General features: G+C 54.1%; 17 protein-coding genes and 1 pseudogene. 8 read left to right on the forward strand and 10 right to left on the reverse strand.

Going from position 1 to position 16,863, the window contains the following annotated elements; all coding sequences use genetic code 11:
* Positions 1-35 precede the first annotated feature (35 nt).
* The gene (gene livK / locus CJP72_RS09795; protein WP_162380677.1) at positions 36-1,145 is read right to left on the reverse strand and encodes a high-affinity branched-chain amino acid ABC transporter substrate-binding protein LivK; all 1,110 of its coding nucleotides are present in this window, start codon (positions 1,143-1,145) and stop codon (positions 36-38) included.
* 424 nt (positions 1,146-1,569) lie between these two features.
* On the opposite strand from livK, the gene panM reads away from it, so the two are divergent.
* Positions 1,570-1,953, forward strand: coding sequence for an aspartate 1-decarboxylase autocleavage activator PanM (panM, locus tag CJP72_RS09800; RefSeq protein WP_162380707.1), 384 nt, complete (start codon positions 1,570-1,572; stop codon positions 1,951-1,953).
* A pseudogene (locus tag CJP72_RS26305) lies at positions 1,934-2,068 on the forward strand (hypothetical protein). The gene panM and the pseudogene CJP72_RS26305 overlap by 20 nt, the downstream one beginning before the upstream one ends.
* Positions 2,069-2,151: 83 nt before the next feature.
* On the opposite strand, the gene CJP72_RS09805 reads toward CJP72_RS26305, so the two are convergent.
* From CJP72_RS09805 to ftsY, 6 genes are all read right to left on the reverse strand, one after another.
* The gene (locus CJP72_RS09805) at positions 2,152-3,255 is read right to left on the reverse strand and encodes a branched-chain amino acid ABC transporter substrate-binding protein (protein ID WP_162380678.1); all 1,104 of its coding nucleotides are present in this window, start codon (positions 3,253-3,255) and stop codon (positions 2,152-2,154) included.
* 205 nt (positions 3,256-3,460) lie between these two features.
* On the reverse strand, positions 3,461-4,726 hold the full coding sequence (locus tag CJP72_RS09810) for a 4-aminobutyrate--2-oxoglutarate transaminase (RefSeq protein WP_162380679.1): 1,266 nt from the start codon (positions 4,724-4,726) through the stop codon (positions 3,461-3,463).
* A 129-nt stretch (positions 4,727-4,855) separates the two neighbouring features.
* Positions 4,856-5,710: an RNA polymerase sigma factor RpoH gene (rpoH, locus tag CJP72_RS09815; RefSeq protein WP_162380680.1), complete on the reverse strand. Its 855-nt coding sequence runs from the start codon at positions 5,708-5,710 to the stop codon at positions 4,856-4,858.
* A 252-nt stretch (positions 5,711-5,962) separates the two neighbouring features.
* Positions 5,963-7,021: a permease-like cell division protein FtsX gene (ftsX, locus tag CJP72_RS09820; protein WP_162380681.1), complete on the reverse strand. Its 1,059-nt coding sequence runs from the start codon at positions 7,019-7,021 to the stop codon at positions 5,963-5,965.
* A complete protein-coding gene (gene ftsE, locus CJP72_RS09825) occupies positions 7,014-7,682 on the reverse strand; it encodes a cell division ATP-binding protein FtsE (protein ID WP_162380682.1) in 669 nt (222 codons plus the stop codon). The genes ftsX and ftsE overlap by 8 nt, the downstream gene beginning before the upstream one ends.
* 2 nt (positions 7,683-7,684) lie before the next feature.
* A complete protein-coding gene (gene ftsY / locus CJP72_RS09830; RefSeq protein ID WP_162380708.1) occupies positions 7,685-9,268 on the reverse strand; it encodes a signal recognition particle-docking protein FtsY in 1,584 nt (527 codons plus the stop codon).
* A 148-nt stretch (positions 9,269-9,416) separates the two neighbouring features.
* Here ftsY and rsmD point away from each other — a divergent pair, with 148 nt between their 5' ends.
* Positions 9,417-9,992, forward strand: a complete 576-nt coding sequence (gene rsmD / locus CJP72_RS09835; protein ID WP_162380683.1) for a 16S rRNA (guanine(966)-N(2))-methyltransferase — start codon at positions 9,417-9,419, stop codon at positions 9,990-9,992.
* A 10-nt stretch (positions 9,993-10,002) separates the two neighbouring features.
* A complete protein-coding gene (locus CJP72_RS09840; RefSeq protein WP_162380684.1) occupies positions 10,003-10,278 on the forward strand; it encodes a DUF1145 family protein in 276 nt (91 codons plus the stop codon).
* Between the two features lie 24 nt (positions 10,279-10,302).
* Here the strand turns inward: CJP72_RS09840 and CJP72_RS09845 are convergent, their stop codons facing one another.
* The gene (locus CJP72_RS09845) at positions 10,303-10,671 is read right to left on the reverse strand and encodes a DUF2500 domain-containing protein (RefSeq protein ID WP_162380685.1); all 369 of its coding nucleotides are present in this window, start codon (positions 10,669-10,671) and stop codon (positions 10,303-10,305) included.
* 141 nt (positions 10,672-10,812) lie between these two features.
* Here CJP72_RS09845 and CJP72_RS09850 point away from each other — a divergent pair, with 141 nt between their 5' ends.
* Positions 10,813-11,439: a lysoplasmalogenase gene (locus CJP72_RS09850; protein ID WP_162380686.1), complete on the forward strand. Its 627-nt coding sequence runs from the start codon at positions 10,813-10,815 to the stop codon at positions 11,437-11,439.
* Positions 11,440-11,515: 76 nt separating this feature from the next.
* On the forward strand, positions 11,516-13,717 hold the full coding sequence (gene zntA, locus CJP72_RS09855; RefSeq protein ID WP_162380687.1) for a Zn(II)/Cd(II)/Pb(II) translocating P-type ATPase ZntA: 2,202 nt from the start codon (positions 11,516-11,518) through the stop codon (positions 13,715-13,717).
* A 103-nt stretch (positions 13,718-13,820) separates the two neighbouring features.
* Here zntA and tusA read toward each other — a convergent pair whose 3' ends face one another.
* Positions 13,821-14,066 carry a sulfurtransferase TusA gene (gene tusA, locus CJP72_RS09860; protein ID WP_162380688.1) on the reverse strand — a complete coding sequence of 82 codons (246 nt, stop codon included), beginning with the start codon at positions 14,064-14,066 and terminating at the stop codon, positions 13,821-13,823.
* Positions 14,067-14,236: 170 nt separating this feature from the next.
* On the opposite strand from tusA, the gene CJP72_RS09865 reads away from it, so the two are divergent.
* Together CJP72_RS09865 and CJP72_RS09870 are read left to right on the forward strand one after the other, a co-directional pair.
* Positions 14,237-14,902, forward strand: a complete 666-nt coding sequence (locus CJP72_RS09865; RefSeq protein WP_162380689.1) for a 7-cyano-7-deazaguanine/7-aminomethyl-7-deazaguanine transporter — start codon at positions 14,237-14,239, stop codon at positions 14,900-14,902.
* 72 nt (positions 14,903-14,974) lie between these two features.
* On the forward strand, positions 14,975-15,532 hold the full coding sequence (locus CJP72_RS09870) for a DcrB family lipoprotein (protein WP_162380690.1): 558 nt from the start codon (positions 14,975-14,977) through the stop codon (positions 15,530-15,532).
* A gap of 3 nt (positions 15,533-15,535) precedes the next feature.
* On the opposite strand, the gene CJP72_RS09875 is transcribed toward CJP72_RS09870, so the two are convergent.
* A complete protein-coding gene (locus tag CJP72_RS09875) occupies positions 15,536-16,795 on the reverse strand; it encodes an MFS transporter (protein WP_162380691.1) in 1,260 nt (419 codons plus the stop codon).
* Positions 16,796-16,863: the final 68 nt, after the last annotated feature.

Consider the following 16,863-nt stretch of genomic DNA (forward strand, 5'->3'; position numbering starts at 1 on the left):
CTCAGTCCGCCCGGTAGCGCCGGGCGGTGGGATGATTATTTGGCTACCGAGGAAGACCCGTCGGCGTGCCACTGGAAGACACCAAATTCAAATCCCTTTAGATCGCCTTTTTCATCCCATTTCAGCGGCCCAATCACGGTATCAGCCCCGTGTGCTTTCAGATCTTTCACCAAATCCAGCGGCGCTTTGCTGCCGCTACGCTCCAGGGCCGTCGCCAGAGACTGAACCGCCGCGTAGGTGATCCACACGTACGGACCCGTAGGATCTTTCTTCTCGGCTTTGAGTGCCGCGACGATCGCATTGTTTGCCGGATCCTGGTCATAGCGTTTTGGCATCGTCACCAGCATGCCTTCGCCCGCCTCGCCCGCGATGTTAGACAATGACGCATTGCCCACGCCTTCCGGTCCCATAAATTGTGTTTTCAGGCCGACAGCACGCGCCTGGCGCAGCATCTGGCCCATTTCCGGGTAGTAGCCGCCGTAATAGACGAAGTCGATGTTGTCTTTTTGCAGACGCGCAATCAGCGCAGAGAAATCTTTCTCGCCTGCCGTGATCCCGTCAAAGAAGACAACATTGGCGTTACCTGCTTTCAGGCCGTCCTGCACCGAACGCGCCAGGCCTTCGCCGTATTGCTGCTTATCGTGAATAATGGCGATACGCTGCGGCTTCACGGTTTCAAGAATATAGTTGGCGGCAGTCGGTCCCTGAGAAGAATCCAGGCCCGCCGTACGCATGATGTGTTCATAGCCGCGCTGCGTCAGCTCCGGGTTCGTCGCCCCTGGGGTGATCATCAGAATGCCTTCTTCTTCATAGATGTCAGACGCAGGCTGAGTGGAAGAAGAACACAGGTGGCCAATAACATACTGAATGCCGTCGTTGACGATCTTATTCGCCACCGCCACGGCCTGTTTCGGATCGCAGGCATCGTCATACTCAACGCCAACCAGCGTGTCGCCTTTGATGCCGCCTTTGGCGTTGATGTCTTTAATGGCCTGACGCGCGCCATTAAATTCCATGTCTCCCCATTGCGCCACCGGTCCGGACATCGCCCCGACGACCGCCACTTTAATATCCTCAGCCATTGCTGCATGCGATATCGCTAATGCAATAACCCCTGCGATGACCGTTTTCGCATTCCGTTTCATTTTTGCGAATCCCCATTTGTGATGTGATTTATATGTTGTATTTATATGGTCAAAAAGCAGTCTGTGCTTTTTTTGAACTTCGCTACTTTTATCAATCCCATTAATGGTTTAGCGATGTCTTTTAAGCAAATACAGATTAAAATCTCTATTTTTCAGTCTATTAAGAAAAGATAATATTCTGCTTTTCACTATAGATAAACAAAAAAAAGCGCGGTTGTCAGCATAAAATAACGGCACAAAGGGCGGAATAAAACACTACCTTTCAGGGGATTATTCTGCCTAATTTTCATTCCCTAATGTTTCAAACTGTACTTTTCGCTGTCAAAAAATTAATCACCTAACAAATGATAGAAAAAAGAGAAAGCCTCCGGGGAAATTATTTCGGTAAACTATCCCTATCTTTTGAGATTTGGACATGCTGTTGATGAAGCTGACCATCATTCGTTTAGAAAACTTCAGCGCCCAGGATCGCATCGATCTGGGCAAAATTTGGCCGGAATATTCAGCCTCCTCCTTAACGCTTGATGAGACGCACCGGATCTACGCCGCGCGCTTTAATGAGCGTCTTCTGGGAGCAGTGCGGGTCACGCTCGGGACAACGCAAGGCGCACTGGATTCATTGCGTATACGAGACGTCACACGACGCCGCGGCGTGGGGAAATACTTAATCGAAGAAGTGCTGCGCGATAATCCGGGCGTCGTCTCCTGGTGGATGGCGGATGTCGGCGTTGAGGACCGGGACGTGATGATGGCGTTTATGCAGGCGCTGGGATTTACGGCCCAGGAGAATGGCTGGGAAAAGCGGTAAAAGAAAGCCGGGTGGCGGCTACGCCTTACCCGGCCTACATGTTGGGAGAAAAGATAAAAAAACCACCTCGCAATTTTCCAGGAATTTCGTGTTGCAGGAAGGCGGCAAGTTATGAAATCCCCGGGAGCTTACATAAGTAAGTGACCGGGGTTGAATAACGTAGCCAACGCACCTGCAGCGCGAAAGGCACCAGGAAAATTATTTCGCGTCAGTCGCCGTACCGTTGGCGTGCCAATCAAAGACACCGAATTCGAAGCCCTTCAGGTCGCCTTTTTCATCCCAGGAGAGCGGCCCCATCACGGTTTCTACGGTGTTCGCTTTCAGGTAGTTGGCGATCTCTGCCGGATCTTCAGATTGATTCAGACCAGCCTGCAGAGATTGCAGCGCGGCATAGGTGGTCCATACAAACGCGCCGCTTGGATCCTGTTTCTTCGCCTTGATGGCATCCACAATCGGTTTGTTCGCCGGAACCTGATCGTAGTTCTTCGGTTTCGTGACCAGCATACCTTCCGCAGATTCACCAGCAATGTTAGACAGGGAGACGTTCGCCACCCCTTCTGGTCCCATAAACTGCGTTTTCAGACCCGCCGCACGCGCCTGACGCAGGATCTGTCCCATCTCCGGGTGGTAGCCGCCATAGTAGACGAAATCGATGTTCTCTTTCTTCAGACGCGCCACCAGCGTGGAGAAATCTTTCTCGCCAGCCGTGATACCGTCAAAGAACACGACGTTGGCGTTACCTTTTTTCAGGTCGTCCTGAACGGCGCGCGTCAGACCTTCACCGTATTGCTGTTTATCGTGAATGACTGCGATACGCTTCGGTTTCACGCTATTCAGAATGTATTTCGCCGCCGTAGGTCCCTGGTCAGAATCCAGACCGGTGGTACGCAGAAGCAATTTATAGCCACGTGCGGTCAGTTCCGGCGCGGTTGCCGCTGGCGTGATCATCAGAATGCCTTCGTCTTCATAGATGTCAGACGCGGGCTGGGTGGATGAAGAGCACAGGTGACCAATAACGTACTTAATGCCGTCGTTAACCACTTTGTTGGCGACCGCGACCGCTTGTTTCGGGTCACAGGCATCGTCATATTTCACGACGACCAGTTTGTCGCCTTTAATACCGCCTTTCGCGTTGATATCGGCAACCGCCTGTTCCGCTCCCGTAAACTCCTGATCGCCATACTGCGCTACCGGACCCGACATTGCGCCGACGACCGCGACTTTAATATCCTTAGCAAATGCCATATTGCTCAAAGACAGGGCGATACATCCTGCCAATAACGCTTTACCCTTCATATTCATCCTGAGAATCCCCATTATTGTGGTTATTACGTGTGTTGTGATGTTGTTGTTTAGCGCTTTATTTCAATTATAGGTGTGCAGTTCGCGCTTTTTCAGCACACTCTGCTAAAACATACCCGATTTTTAAGATTTTGGAATAGCTAATTTGACAGTCAGATAACAAGTCGATGACAAAAAAGTGGCCGCCACATTGGGCGGCGCAGGTTTATCGTGTCAGCGAGTGCGTAATAATCTCCAGCGCTTTACGAAATTGCGCGTCGGGGATAGTCAGCGGGTAGAGGAAGCGGATCACATTACCGTATACGCCACAGGAGAGCAGCAGGAGTCCTTGCGCCAGCGCTTTACTCTGCACCTGACGAGTAAATTCAGGGGACGGCTGCCCGGAAGAGGGATCGTTAAACTCCACCGCCACCATCGAGCCCTGCGCACGAATATCCGCAATATGCGGACAATTCAGTTTGGCCGTGTTGAGCGTCTCAACCAGATACTGACCTAACGTAGCGGCGCGCGCGCACAGCTTCTCTTCATCAATCACATCCAGTACGGCATGTGCGGCGGCAACAGCCAGCGGATTCCCGGCGTAGGTGCCACCGAGTCCTCCGGGAGCTGGTGCATCCATAATAGCGGCGCGTCCGGCAAGCGCTGACAGCGGCATCCCGCCAGCCAGACTTTTCGCCATCGTGATGAGATCGGGTTGTACGTTGTAATGCTCCATCGCAAACAGTTTGCCCGTACGGGCAAAACCCGTCTGCACCTCATCAGCAATCAGGAGAATACCGTGGGTATCGCACAGCGCGCGCAGCGCGTGCATAAATTCAGCCGGTGCGACGTTAAAGCCGCCTTCACCCTGCACAGGTTCAAGGATTACCGCCGCCACCTGATCCGGCGCGATATCCGCTTTGAAAATTCGCTCAAGACTATGTAGGGCGTCTGCCGTGCTGACCCCGTGCAACGCATTAGGATACTGGGCGTGATACACCGATCCGGGAAACGGTCCGAAGCCGATTTTGTAGGGAGCGACTTTTCCGGTCAGCGCCATGGTCATAAAGGTACGCCCGTGAAAAGCGCCGCCGAAGGCGATAATCCCAGGCCTTTTGGTGTACGCACGGGCGATCTTCACTGCGTTTTCTACCGCTTCCGCTCCGGTAGAGAAAAAGGCGGTTTTGACCGGACCGTCGATGGGGACACGTTCGTTGATGCGCTCCGCAAGCCGGACATAGCTTTCATAAGGAACGATTTGATAAGCCGTATGAGTGAATGACTGAAGCTGTTTCTCAATGGCAGCGATAATTTTTGGGTGTCGATGACCGGTATTAAGCACGGCAATACCGGCGGCAAAATCAATCACCTCATGACCTTCCACGTCCCACAACGTGGCGTTTTCTGCTCTGTCGGCATAAAAATCGCACATCACGCCGATCCCACGCGGCGTCGCCTGTAAACGCCGTTCATTCAGTTCGTTATTTTTCATTTCCATCCCCTAAGAAGCGCACAACCCATCGGTAAGTGTTTGCCAGGAGATGAAAATTCGCCAGATCAGGCGTTAAAAAAACAAAACCCCCGAATTTGCATTCGAGGGTTTATCGGGAACTTCGCGGGATTACGCTTCGATAGCGGCGCGAAGTTTTTTCATGGCATTCTTTTCAAGCTGGCGCACACGTTCTGCGGAAACGCCGTAGCGATCGGCCAGTTCCTGCAACGTAGACTTATTGTCTTCATCCAGCCAACGCGCACGAATGATGTCCTGGCTACGTTCGTCCAGCCCCTGCATGGCGTCGATCAGACGGTTTGCCGCCTGCTCTTCCCAGTTGTCGTCTTCAATGCCGTCGGCAAAGTTAGACGATTTGTCCTGCAGATAGAGCACAGGCGCCATCGGCTGGCTGTCGGACTCATCATCCGAAGACATATCAAACGTCATGTCCTGAGCCGCCATACGGGATTCCATTTCGCGGACGTCTTTGCTGGAAACACCCAGCTCACGCGCCACCATTTCGACTTCATCCTGGTTAAACCAGCCCAGACGCTGCTTGGTTTTACGCAGGTTGAAGAACAGCTTACGCTGCGCTTTGGTGGTCGCCACTTTGACGATACGCCAGTTACGCAAAACGTATTCGTGGATCTCAGCTTTGATCCAGTGCACGGCGAAGGAGACCAGGCGCACACCCACTTCTGGGTTAAAACGGCGCACGGCTTTCATCAGGCCGATGTTACCTTCCTGAATCAGATCCGCCTGCGGCAGGCCATAGCCCGCATAGTTACGAGCAACATGAACAACAAAGCGCAGGTGAGACAGAATCAGCGTCTTAGCTGCTTCCAGATCGCCCTGGTAATGCAGCTTTTCAGCCAATGCCCGCTCCTCGTCAGCCGACAACATCGGCCACGCGTTCGCAGCCCGGATGTAAGACTCCAGGTTACCAACAGGGGCTAAAGCTAAATTTTGCATTTCTTTGGTCATTCAAATCCTCTCAATCTTTATCTTCCGGCGTTACAACAACAATCATGCCAGAGCTTATGAGCAACGAGAATATCATTCACATTTTTATCAGACAGTGATTCTATCCACAAGTTCAATGCAACGTTGTGAATAAACTACGCACAAAATGTGACACCGTTTTGAAAAATACGCGGGCAGGGACAGGAGATTTTTTTGAAGCTCTTTCCCTGCGAACGGGAATTCATTGCAGGGAAAGATTATATCACGGTTTTTTTAGTCAGGAGTAAAGTGACGTAAATGTTGTACCGTGGCAAGCCAGGCTGCCACCCAGCCAATCATTGAGCACACCAGCAACAACAGCAGACACTCGTCGAACGATAACCCGTTGATATCAAATTTCGTTCCGAAAACCTGCGCCACTTCCGTCACAGCGGACGACAGTCGCATCACCAAAATTTCTGACAAAATCAGCGAAAGAAATGCGCCAGAGAAGCCCAGCAGCGCGCCGCCATACAGGAACGGACGCAGAATAAAACCGTCTGTCGCACCGATCAGTTTCTGTACATTAATGGTATCGCGACGGGCAAAAATGCTCAGGCGCACACTGTTACCGATGACGAGGAATACCGCCGCGACCATCAGTACGCCGATCATCGCCGATACCCGGCCCACCAGACCGGTCAGCGCCGCCAGACGGGCAAACCAGCTATCATCCATGCGCACTTCGTCGATACCGTTAATTTGCGAAATCCGATCGCGCAACGTATTCAACGAGTCGGTTCCCTGAAAGTCGAGTTTCGGCACCACCACCGCCACTGCCGGCAGCGGGTTCTCTTCCAGCATGTCCAGCGCGCCGCCAAATCCGGACCAGTTACGGAACTCGCCCAGCGCGTCGTCCCGCGACAGGTAATTCACTTTTTCCACACCCTGCTCAGCCTGTAACTGTGCCACCACCCCTGCCGCGGCGTCATCATCCAGCGTTTTTTGCAGATAAACGGTTATTTGCGGAGAAGGGTAATATTGCGTTGCCGCATGGTTCACGTTTTTGTACACCATGTAGCACACGCTTGGCAGGGTCAGGGAGATCGCGATAACCATCACCGTCAGAAACGTCGCCAGCGGTTTGCTTTTCAGATCCTGTAACGCGCCCTGAAACGCATAGCGCACCTGCTCGTTAAAGACGTTGGTTTTACGCGAGTTCGGCTTTGGCGACGGTTTCGCCCGCTTCGGCGCATTGCGTCCACCGTCGCCGGAGGAGCCGCCGGAACGACGAAAACGGTCCAGTCGTCCACCGAACTGTTTGATTTGGTTGATAGCGTCGCGCTTATTCACGGGCCTCGCCTCCATGCAAATGTCCATCGCTCAGGGTCAGCATCCGATACGAACGGCGGGAAATGAGTCCCAGGTCGTGCGTTGCCATCAGTACTGTCACCCCGACGCGGTTAAACTCTTCGAACAGACGTAAGATCCCTTCCGACAGCGCGTCATCCAGGTTCCCGGTTGGTTCATCCGCCAGTAATACTGCCGGTTTGTTCACCACCGCCCGGGCAATACCCACACGCTGCTGTTCACCGCCGGAGAGTTGAATCGGGAAGTTCTTCGCTTTGTCCAACAGGCCAACTTTATCCAGCGCCGCCGACACGCGACGACGAATATCGTCTCCGCTGGCACCCGCAATAATCAGCGGGATCGCCACGTTGTCGTAGACCGTACGGTCCATCAACAGGTGGTGATCCTGGAAAATCATCCCGATCTGACGGCGCAGAAACGGCACTTCACGGTTTTTCAAACGCGTGATGTCATGCCCGCTGAAATAGATTTTCCCGGCGCTTGGCCGCTCAATTCCACAGATCAGCTTCAGCAGGGTACTTTTCCCCGCACCAGAGTGACCGGTCAGGAACGCCATCTCGCCAGGCTGCATGTGGAATGTGACCCCTTGCAGCGCTTGTCTCCCACCGAGATAGGCCTTGCTGACATGTTCAAAGCGAATCATTGTTAATCCTCTCGGGCAAAAAGTGCCTCTATAAAATCGCCCGCTTTAAACGGACGTAAATCCTCGATACGTTCGCCCACACCAATATAGCGGATAGGAATGCCAAACTGATCGGCAACCGAGAAGATAACCCCCCCTTTCGCCGTTCCGTCCAGCTTGGTCAGAGTGATCCCAGTCAACCCGACCGCTTCGTGGAACAGTTTGGCCTGGCTTATCGCATTCTGCCCAGTGCTGGCATCGATAGTCAGCATAACTTCATGCGGCGCATCTTCGTCCAGTTTCTTCATGACGCGAACGATTTTTTTCAATTCTTCCATCAGGTGCGCTTTGTTCTGCAAGCGACCTGCGGTATCAGCGATCAGCACGTCAACGTTACGCGCCTTCGCCGCCTGAATCGCATCAAATATCACGGAAGCGGAATCTGCGCCCGTGTGCTGAGCAATCACCGGAATGTTGTTACGTTGCCCCCAAACCTGCAACTGCTCCACCGCAGCGGCACGGAAGGTGTCTCCGGCCGCCAGCATCACGGATTTGCCCTGCTGTTCAAATTGACGCGCCAGCTTACCGATAGTGGTCGTTTTGCCCACACCGTTAACGCCAACCATCAAAATAACAAACGGGGTTTTGCCTTCCACATTCAATGGCTCATCGACTTTCGCCAGAATTTCGCCCATTTCATCCTTGAGCAACCCGTAGAGCGCTTCGGCATCGCGCAGTTGCTTACGGCTCGCGCCGTCGGTCAGATTAGCAATAATCTTACGGGTGGTTTCCACCCCGACGTCAGCGATCAGCAGTTGCTCTTCTAATTCTTCGAAAAGATCATCGTCGATTTTCTTTCCACGGAACAGACTGATAAATCCGGAACCGAGGTTTTCTTTGGTTTTCAGCAGACTGCGTTTCAGGCGCGCAAAGAAACCTTCTTTGGTCGGTTTTTCCTGCTCCTGAGCACTCTCTTCAACTGGCGTCTCTTCTTGTGCCTCTGCGGCGTCAACAACCGGCTGTTCTGTCTCTTCTACTTCTTCTACTTGTTCTACCGCGTCGGCTGCCAGCGCCTGCGCTTCCAGCTCTTCGTCGGTTAATTCGGGTTCGTTTTCCGCCGCTTCCTCAACCGCCTCAACGATTTCGACGGTTTCCGCTTCTGCCTGCCACTCCTGCGGGGAAATGTCTTCGGCTTTCACCTCTTCCGGCAACGGCAGCTCTTCATGTTCGATGACATCAGCAACAGCCACGGTCGGCTCAGGTGTTTCAACAACCGCCTCTTCGACGATAACAGCAGTCGTCTCTACCTCTTCTGGCTGTGGTTCAACCTCAGGTTCTACCGGCACGGCTTCAGCAAGGACAGGCTCCGGCTGCGATTTTTCACTTTCGGCAACCTGCTCAGTGACGTCAACCACCTCAGTGGCAAAAGCGTCAGATTCAGCGTCGTTGTGCGGCTCCGGGGCGTGCTGCTTCTCTTCAGCCGCAACAACTTCATCAGTAACCTGTTGTTGTTCTTCGTTTTTTAGTTCTGTCTCGTTTTCCGGTGCCTGCTCTTTTTGACCAAAGCCCAGCCAGGAAAAAAAGCCACGTTTTTTCTCTTTCGCCATTTGCGACCACACTCCCCGCTGTTGCTTCATGGCACAGCGTCAACGCTATGTACATAGCAGCTAAAAAAATGATGAAATAGTCTATCACTTAACTTAATTCACATCACCGCCTGGTATTACGTATCAGCCGCGGATTGAGCCATTTGACATGAAAAAACCGAATCACTCAGGCAGCGGTCAAATCCGCATTATTGGCGGACAATGGCGAGGCCGTAAACTCCCGGTTCCGGACAGCCCAGGTCTGCGTCCGACGACGGATCGCGTCCGCGAAACGCTGTTCAACTGGCTGGCGCCCGTGATGGTCGACGCCCACTGCCTGGACTGTTTTGCGGGCAGCGGCGCACTGGGACTGGAAGCATTGTCCCGTTACGCGGCAGGCGCGACGCTCCTGGAGATGGATCGCGCGGTTTCGCAGCAGCTGCAAAAAAATTTGGTGACGCTAAAAGCCAGCAACGCCCGGGTTATCAATGCCAATACCCTGGCGCACCTCGCCCAGGCCGGGACGCCGCACAACGTGGTTTTCGTCGATCCGCCGTTTCGTAAAGGACTGCTGGAAGAGACGCTGACGTTGCTGGAAACGCACGGTTGGCTGGCTGATGAAGCCTATATTTATGTTGAAAGCGAAGTCGAAAATGGTCTGCCTCCGGTCCCGGAAAACTGGTCGCTGTATCGCGAGAAAGTCGCCGGGCAAGTCGCATACCGTTTATATCAAAGAGAAAAATAAGGAGAATGTAATGCTGATTAATCTGGGACGGTTGTTAATGCTCTGCGTCTGGGCATTTTTGTTACTTAACGTGGTACAACCTTTCCCGCGACCACTCAATATCTTCGTGAACGTCGCGTTGATTTTTATGGCGTTGATGCACGGTATGCAGCTCGCGTTGCTGAAAAGCACCTTGCCAAAAGAGGGCCCGCAAATGACTAACGGCGAGAAAATCCGCATTTTCCTGTTCGGTGTGTTTGAACTGCTGGTCTGGCAGAAGAAACTGAAGTCACAGATGAAAAAGTGATTTTTTTGCCCGGTGGCACCACGTTTACCGGGCCTCAGTCTGACTGACAAAATCGACAAAGCGCGTTCCCTTGTAGCTCAGTGTGCCTTTGTCTCCCACAGTCAGCGCATAATATTGCTGTGCATCAAGACGGAAGGTCTGTTCCAGACCCCCGCTCTGCGGTTTAAAACTCGCCTCATAACGCATACTCGTGCCCGCCGGGGTGACCTGCTGCTGGCGCGAGCGTCGGTCATTGAGCGGTTTTTCACGTTTATTACTGACTACCACCGACGTTTGCAGTAACGGCGCATTCTCGTTATCGGCTTTTTCTCGCCGCTGTTGAACAAAACGAAACGACGCAGCAATGACAATCAACCCAATGATAATAATGAAAAAAATAGGTGGCTTACTCATGTTTTTAACCCATCAGAAAATGCGGAAATAAGCATACCCTGCCTGTTATGGTGTTGTCATCCGCCTGTACCCGCCTCTACACTGGACACTAAGGCCGTGAGCATATCGCTTGCGAAAAAATAACGAATTCAAGGAACTAAGATGCTTTGGTCGTTTATCGCTGTCTGTCTTTCCGCATGGTTATTTGTGGATGCGTCTTATCGTGGGCCTGCGTGGCAACGCTGGGTCTTTAAACCCGTCACATTGTTACTCCTGCTGTTGCTTGCCTGGCAAGCGCCGATGTTCAGTGCCGTCAGCTACCTGGTCCTTGCGGGGTTGTGCGCCACACTGGTGGGCGACGCGCTGACACTGCTGCCTCGCCAGCGCCTGCTGTACGCCATTGGCGCATTCTTCTTGTCGCACCTGCTGTATACCATCTACTTCGCCAGCCAAATGACGCTCTCCTTCTTCTGGCCGTTGCCGTTGGTACTGCTGGTGCTGGGCGCGTTGTTGATCGCGGTCATCTGGACGCGTCTGGAGGAGTTACGCTGGCCGGTGTGTACGTTTATCGCGATGACGCTGGTGATGGTCTGGCTGGCCGGTGAACTGTGGTTCTTCCGCCCCACCGCGCCAGCATTTTCTGCGTTTATGGGGGCGGCATTGCTGTTCGTTGGCAATATTGTCTGGCTGGGGAGCCACTATCGCTACCGCTTCCGGGCGGATAACGCGATTGCCGCCGCCTGCTACTTCGCGGGGCACTTCCTGATCGTGCGCTCACTTTATCTCTAATAACGCTTGACTCTGGAGTCGACTCCAGAGTGTATCCTCCGGTTAATGAGAAAATTATCATCGACCGGAGGATGCCATGTCGACACCCGATACTGATGGCAAAAAGGCCCCACAATTTTCATCCTTTACCCTTGCGCCCGCGCCACAGAAGTCGGATGACTGCTGCTGTGAAGGGGCGTGTAGCACCTCTGCCCCCCCGGTTTCCGACACCATTGAAGGCACCCGTTATATCTGGAAAGTTGCCGGTATGGATTGCGCCGCCTGCGCTCGGAAAGTCGAGAATGCCGTACGCCAGGTGAGTGGCGTCAATCAGGTTCAGGTTCTCTTCGCGACAGAAAAACTGGTGGTAGACGCGGGTTCCGATCTGCGTCAGCAAATTGAACGCGCCGTCCAAAACGCGGGCTATACCCTGCGCGACGAGCAGGCCCGTGAAGAGAGTTCCGCATCGCGCTTTAAAGAAAATCTGCCGCTGGTCACGCTCATCCTGTTGATGGCGCTCAGTTGGGGCCTGGAGCAATTCAATCATCCGTTTGGTCAGTTAGCGTTTATCGCCACCACGCTGGTCGGTCTCTACCCGATCGCCCGCCAGGCGCTACGACTGATGAAAACCGGTAGCTACTTCGCCATTGAAACACTGATGAGTGTCGCCGCCATCGGCGCACTGTTTATTGGCGCAACCGCAGAGGCGGCCATGGTGCTACTGCTGTTCCTGATTGGCGAACGCCTGGAAGGTTGGGCTGCCAGCCGCGCCCGTAAAGGGGTCAGCGCGCTGATGGCGCTCAAACCCGAAACCGCCATACGTATACGTAACGGCCAGCGCGAAGAGGTGGCGATCAATACCCTGCAACCGGGTGACATCATTGAAGTTGCCGCCGGTGGTCGCCTGCCTGCCGACGGTAAACTGGTTTCCGCTTTCGCCAGTTTTGATGAAAGCGCACTGACGGGAGAATCCATCCCGGTTGAGCGCGCAACCGGCGAAAAGGTTCCTGCTGGCGCCACCAGCGTTGACCGCCTCGTTACGCTCGAAGTGCTTTCGGAACCGGGCGCCAGCGCGATTGACCGTATCCTGAAACTGATTGAAGAGGCCGAAGAGCGCCGCGCGCCGATCGAACGTTTTATCGATCGCTTCAGCCGAATTTATACCCCGGCGATCATGGCCATCGCGCTGCTGGTCGCCCTCGTGCCACCGTTGCTGTTTGCCGCCTCGTGGCAAGAGTGGATTTATAAAGGTCTGACGCTGCTGCTGATTGGCTGCCCGTGTGCTCTGGTTATCTCAACGCCCGCCGCCATTACCTCCGGGCTGGCGGCGGCGGCACGCCGTGGCGCGCTGATCAAAGGGGGGGCGGCGCTGGAACAACTGGGCAGAGTCACCCATGTCGCCTTTGATAAAACCGGGACGTTGACGGTCGGGAAACCCCGGGTTACGGCTATCCATCCGGCGGCAGAAATCGGCGAAGCTGACCTGCTGGCGCTGGCTGCGGCGGTGGAACAGGGGGCGACGCATCCGCTGGCACAGGCCATCGTCGGTGAAGCCCAGGCACGCAAACTCAATATTCCCACAGCGCAGTCTCAACGTGCGCTGGTCGGTTCCGGCATTGAAGCGCTGGTCAACGGCGAGCGCGTGCTGATTTGCGCTGCGGGTAAACAACCTGCTGACACCTTTGTCGGGGTGATCAACGCGCTGGAAAACGCCGGGCAAACGGTAGTGCTGGTGTTGCGTAACGAAACGGTTCTTGGCGTGATTGCCCTACAAGATACGTTGCGTGAGGATGCCCACACCGCCGTTAGCGAACTCAACGCGTTAGGGGTGAATGGCGTGATCCTGACCGGCGATAACCCACGCGCAGCGGCTGCTATCGCCAGTGAGCTGGGGCTTGAATTTAAAGCCGGGCTGCTGCCGGAAGATAAAGTTAAGGCCGTTTTCGCCCTTAACCAGCAGTCGCCGCTGGCGATGGTTGGCGACGGTATTAACGACGCCCCCGCCATGAAAGCAGCCGCGATCGGCATCGCGATGGGAAGCGGTACGGATGTCGCGCTGGAAACCGCCGATGCCGCGCTGACCCATAACCGTCTGCGTGGGCTGGTTCAGATGATTCAACTGGCGCGCGCGACTCACGCCAATATTCGACAGAACATCGCTATTGCGCTGGGGTTGAAAGGGATTTTTCTCGTCACGACGCTGCTGGGGCTAACCGGACTCTGGCTGGCGGTGCTGGCAGATACGGGGGCGACAGTGCTGGTGACCGCGAATGCGCTGCGACTGTTGCGAAAAGGCTAATGTGTTTGTGCCGGATGGCGGCGTTGCCTTATCCGGCCTACAAAGAATAATGCTCCACGTGCAGCCCGTAGGCCGGATAAGCGTAAGCGCCATCCGGCACCGCTTACTGCCCTTTACGGATTAAATAGCGATACGGCAGTGATTCCGTCTCTTTCGCTAACAGTTCATGTTCCATAAAGGTACAAAAACCGGGGATATCACGGGTCGTGGCCGGATCGTCGGCGACAATCAACAACGTCTCGCCTGTCTGCATGTTACGCACAGTTTTACGCACCATCATTACGGGTTCCGGACAGCGCAGTCCCTGAGCATCAAGCGTATGGTCGGGGGTTGAAAGCAGATCGGTCATCTTCGTCTCATTTACTCAAAAAACGGTCGTAGTTTACGCCCAGTTTGCGAGTAAGCCAATCAGGTTAACGATTGCGTGAAAAACAACCATTGCATTGCGTAGTTAAAGCAGTATCATGCGACCGTTTTATTGGGTTCCCTCACCCCAATGGTTTATCAAAAAGGTACAATATGAACTCCTTTACTCAAATGCAGCGCGTAAATGCGTTGTTCTGGTTATCGTTATTCCATTTGCTGGTGATCACCTCCAGTAACTATCTGGTACAGCTCCCGGTTTCCATTTTTGGTTTCCACACCACATGGGGCGCGTTCAGTTTTCCCTTTATTTTTCTCGCCACCGATCTGACCGTGCGTATTTTTGGCGCGCCGCTGGCACGCCGAATCATCTTTGCCGTGATGATCCCGGCGCTGCTGATCTCCTATGTCATCTCGTCGCTGTTCTATATGGGATCCTGGCAGGGATTTGGCGCGCTGTTGCACTTCAACCTGTTTGTCGCCCGTATCGCCGCCGCCAGTTTTATGGCCTATGCGCTGGGGCAAATTCTGGATGTGCATGTCTTTAATCGTCTGCGTCAGAATCGTCGCTGGTGGCTGGCGCCGACAGCCTCGACGCTGTTTGGTAACGTCAGTGATACGCTCGCTTTCTTCTTTATCGCCTTCTGGCGTAGCCCAGACGCGTTTATGGCCGAGCACTGGATGGAAATAGCCCTCGTCGACTACGCATTCAAAGTGCTGATCAGCCTCGTCTTCTTCCTGCCGATGTATGGCGTATTGCTCAATATGTTGCTGAAAAGGCTGGCAGATAAATCTGAAATTTCGGCATTACAGACGAGTTAAAGGTTCGTTTTCCGAGTTGTGATAAGATGGGCGAATGAGCCGTTATGGCCGTTTATCGAAAGGAAGAAGTCAATGCGCAATCTGGTTAAATATGTCGGTATTGGCCTGCTGGTTATGGGGCTTGCGGCCTGTGATAACAGCGATACGAAAGCTCCGGCAGAGGGTGCCACCGCCCAAAGTAACGCAACCGGACAACCTGTCAGCCTGATGGATGGCAAACTCAGCTTCTCACTGCCGGCAGATATGACCGACCAGAGCGGCAAGCTGGGGACTCAGGCCAACAATATGCACGTCTATTCTGACGCCACCGGCCAGAAAGCCGTCATTGTGATTGTGGGCGACGACACCAAAGAAGAGCTGGCCGTGCTGGCGAAACGTCTGGAAGAGCAACAGCGTAGCCGCGACCCGCAATTGCAGGTCGTGACCAACAAATCTATCGAACTGAAAGGCCACACGCTTCAGCAGTTAGACAGCATTATTTCGGCGAAAGGCCAGACCGCTTACTCTTCCGTCGTGCTGGGTAAAGTGGGTAACCAACTGTTGACCCTGCAGATCACGCTGCCTGCCGACGATCAGCAAAAAGCGCAAATCGCCGCTGAAAACATCATTAACACGCTGGTCATCCAGTAACGGTTACGACGATGATACGGTCTCCTGCAATACTGCCGGAGGCCGTTTTTTTAACCGCCAGGTCAACAAAAAGGCGATGGTCACCAGCCCTGCCGCCGCCAGATAGATAACCGGCACCCCCGCCCATGTCATAACCAACCCGGCCAGCGGCCCGGTGACACCCAACGACAAATCCATAAACACCGTATAGGTTGCTAACGCTGCGCCCTGGTTTTGCTGCGGTACCGCTTTTACCGCCACCACGCCCAGTGCCGGGAAGACCAGCGAGAACCCAGCGCCGGCCAGCAAGACGCCGATTTTCGCCATCCACGGCATGACCGCCATCCCCACCAGCAGCAGCCCGACGACCTCCACCACAAAACAGATCATCGCCACATTTAACCCCCCGATCCGATTGATGCCATTGGGGAACAACAGACGCGTGCCGACAAACGCACAGCTAAACAGCGTGAGAGCGAACGCTGCGCCGTCCCAGCCTTTAGCGTCATAAAACAGTGTGATGAAGGTGGCGATCACGCCAAATCCGGCAGACGCCAGCGATAAGGCCAGGCCGTACAGCCAAACCCGCCCGAGAACGGCGCGAAACGGCAAAGGTTTGCCTTTACTGGCTTTTACAGCGGGACGCGGGAGCGCAAACAACACCGCCAGCAAAGCGACGCCCATAATCGTCAGCGCCAGCCCTTGCAAGCCACCCCAGGCGTAGAACAGCACGCCGAGCGGTGCCCCCATCGCCATTGCCCCATAGGTGACAATCCCGTTCCACGAAATCACCCGCCCAATGTGCAACGATCCCACCACTCCAACGCCCCACAGCGTGGAGCCGGTTCCGGCAAAACTTTGGCCGACGCCGAAGATCACTCGCCCCAGGCACAACAGCAGTAAGCTCGCGATCGGCCAGGCGCTGGTGGTGCCCGCCAGAAAATAGCTCAGGCCACTTAAAAAACAGCCGCACAGACCGAATACCACGATTTTTTTCGGTCCCAGGAGATCGGCAAAACGTCCGGCATGGGGCCGACTCAGGAGGGTAGCAAAATATTGCAGGCTGATGACCAACCCCGCCCAGAAGGCGCTGAATCCCATCACATCATGAACATAGCCAGGCAGTACCGCGAGCGGCAGGCCGATGGTCAGATAGCTGGCGAAGTTAAAAATGACAACCGAGACAATACGTAGATTAAGACGCAATCCATTGAGCGCCGATTCAGCGACAGGTTCTGGCATGGGATTTACCACGTTCTTACAACAGTGTTTCATTTCTATCATGCCCGGCCACGAAAATCAGCAGCAAGATTCAGAATAGCAGCAGCAAGCCAGCCGCTACACTTAGCAAA

Origin of the sequence: Citrobacter sp. NCU1, from assembly GCF_010231475.1 — a bacterium.
Taxonomy (GTDB): Bacteria; Pseudomonadota; Gammaproteobacteria; order Enterobacterales; family Enterobacteriaceae; genus Citrobacter_D.

Coding starts and splice junctions, on each gene's coding strand:
- livK (WP_162380677.1), bottom strand. CDS start 1,145: ATGAAACGGAATGCGAAAACGGTCATCGCAGGGGTTATTGCATTAGCG.
- panM (WP_162380707.1), top strand. CDS start 1,570: ATGAAGCTGACCATCATTCGTTTAGAAAACTTCAGCGCCCAGGATCGC.
- CJP72_RS09805 (WP_162380678.1), bottom strand. CDS start 3,255: ATGAATATGAAGGGTAAAGCGTTATTGGCAGGATGTATCGCCCTGTCT.
- CJP72_RS09810 (WP_162380679.1), bottom strand. CDS start 4,726: ATGAAAAATAACGAACTGAATGAACGGCGTTTACAGGCGACGCCGCGT.
- rpoH (WP_162380680.1), bottom strand. CDS start 5,710: ATGACCAAAGAAATGCAAAATTTAGCTTTAGCCCCTGTTGGTAACCTG.
- ftsE (WP_162380682.1), bottom strand. CDS start 7,682: ATGATTCGCTTTGAACATGTCAGCAAGGCCTATCTCGGTGGGAGACAA.
- ftsY (WP_162380708.1), bottom strand. CDS start 9,268: ATGGCGAAAGAGAAAAAACGTGGCTTTTTTTCCTGGCTGGGCTTTGGT.
- rsmD (WP_162380683.1), top strand. CDS start 9,417: ATGAAAAAACCGAATCACTCAGGCAGCGGTCAAATCCGCATTATTGGC.
- CJP72_RS09840 (WP_162380684.1), top strand. CDS start 10,003: ATGCTGATTAATCTGGGACGGTTGTTAATGCTCTGCGTCTGGGCATTT.
- CJP72_RS09845 (WP_162380685.1), bottom strand. CDS start 10,671: ATGAGTAAGCCACCTATTTTTTTCATTATTATCATTGGGTTGATTGTC.
- CJP72_RS09850 (WP_162380686.1), top strand. CDS start 10,813: ATGCTTTGGTCGTTTATCGCTGTCTGTCTTTCCGCATGGTTATTTGTG.
- zntA (WP_162380687.1), top strand. CDS start 11,516: ATGTCGACACCCGATACTGATGGCAAAAAGGCCCCACAATTTTCATCC.
- tusA (WP_162380688.1), bottom strand. CDS start 14,066: ATGACCGATCTGCTTTCAACCCCCGACCATACGCTTGATGCTCAGGGA.
- CJP72_RS09865 (WP_162380689.1), top strand. CDS start 14,237: ATGAACTCCTTTACTCAAATGCAGCGCGTAAATGCGTTGTTCTGGTTA.
- CJP72_RS09870 (WP_162380690.1), top strand. CDS start 14,975: ATGCGCAATCTGGTTAAATATGTCGGTATTGGCCTGCTGGTTATGGGG.
- CJP72_RS09875 (WP_162380691.1), bottom strand. CDS start 16,795: ATGATAGAAATGAAACACTGTTGTAAGAACGTGGTAAATCCCATGCCA.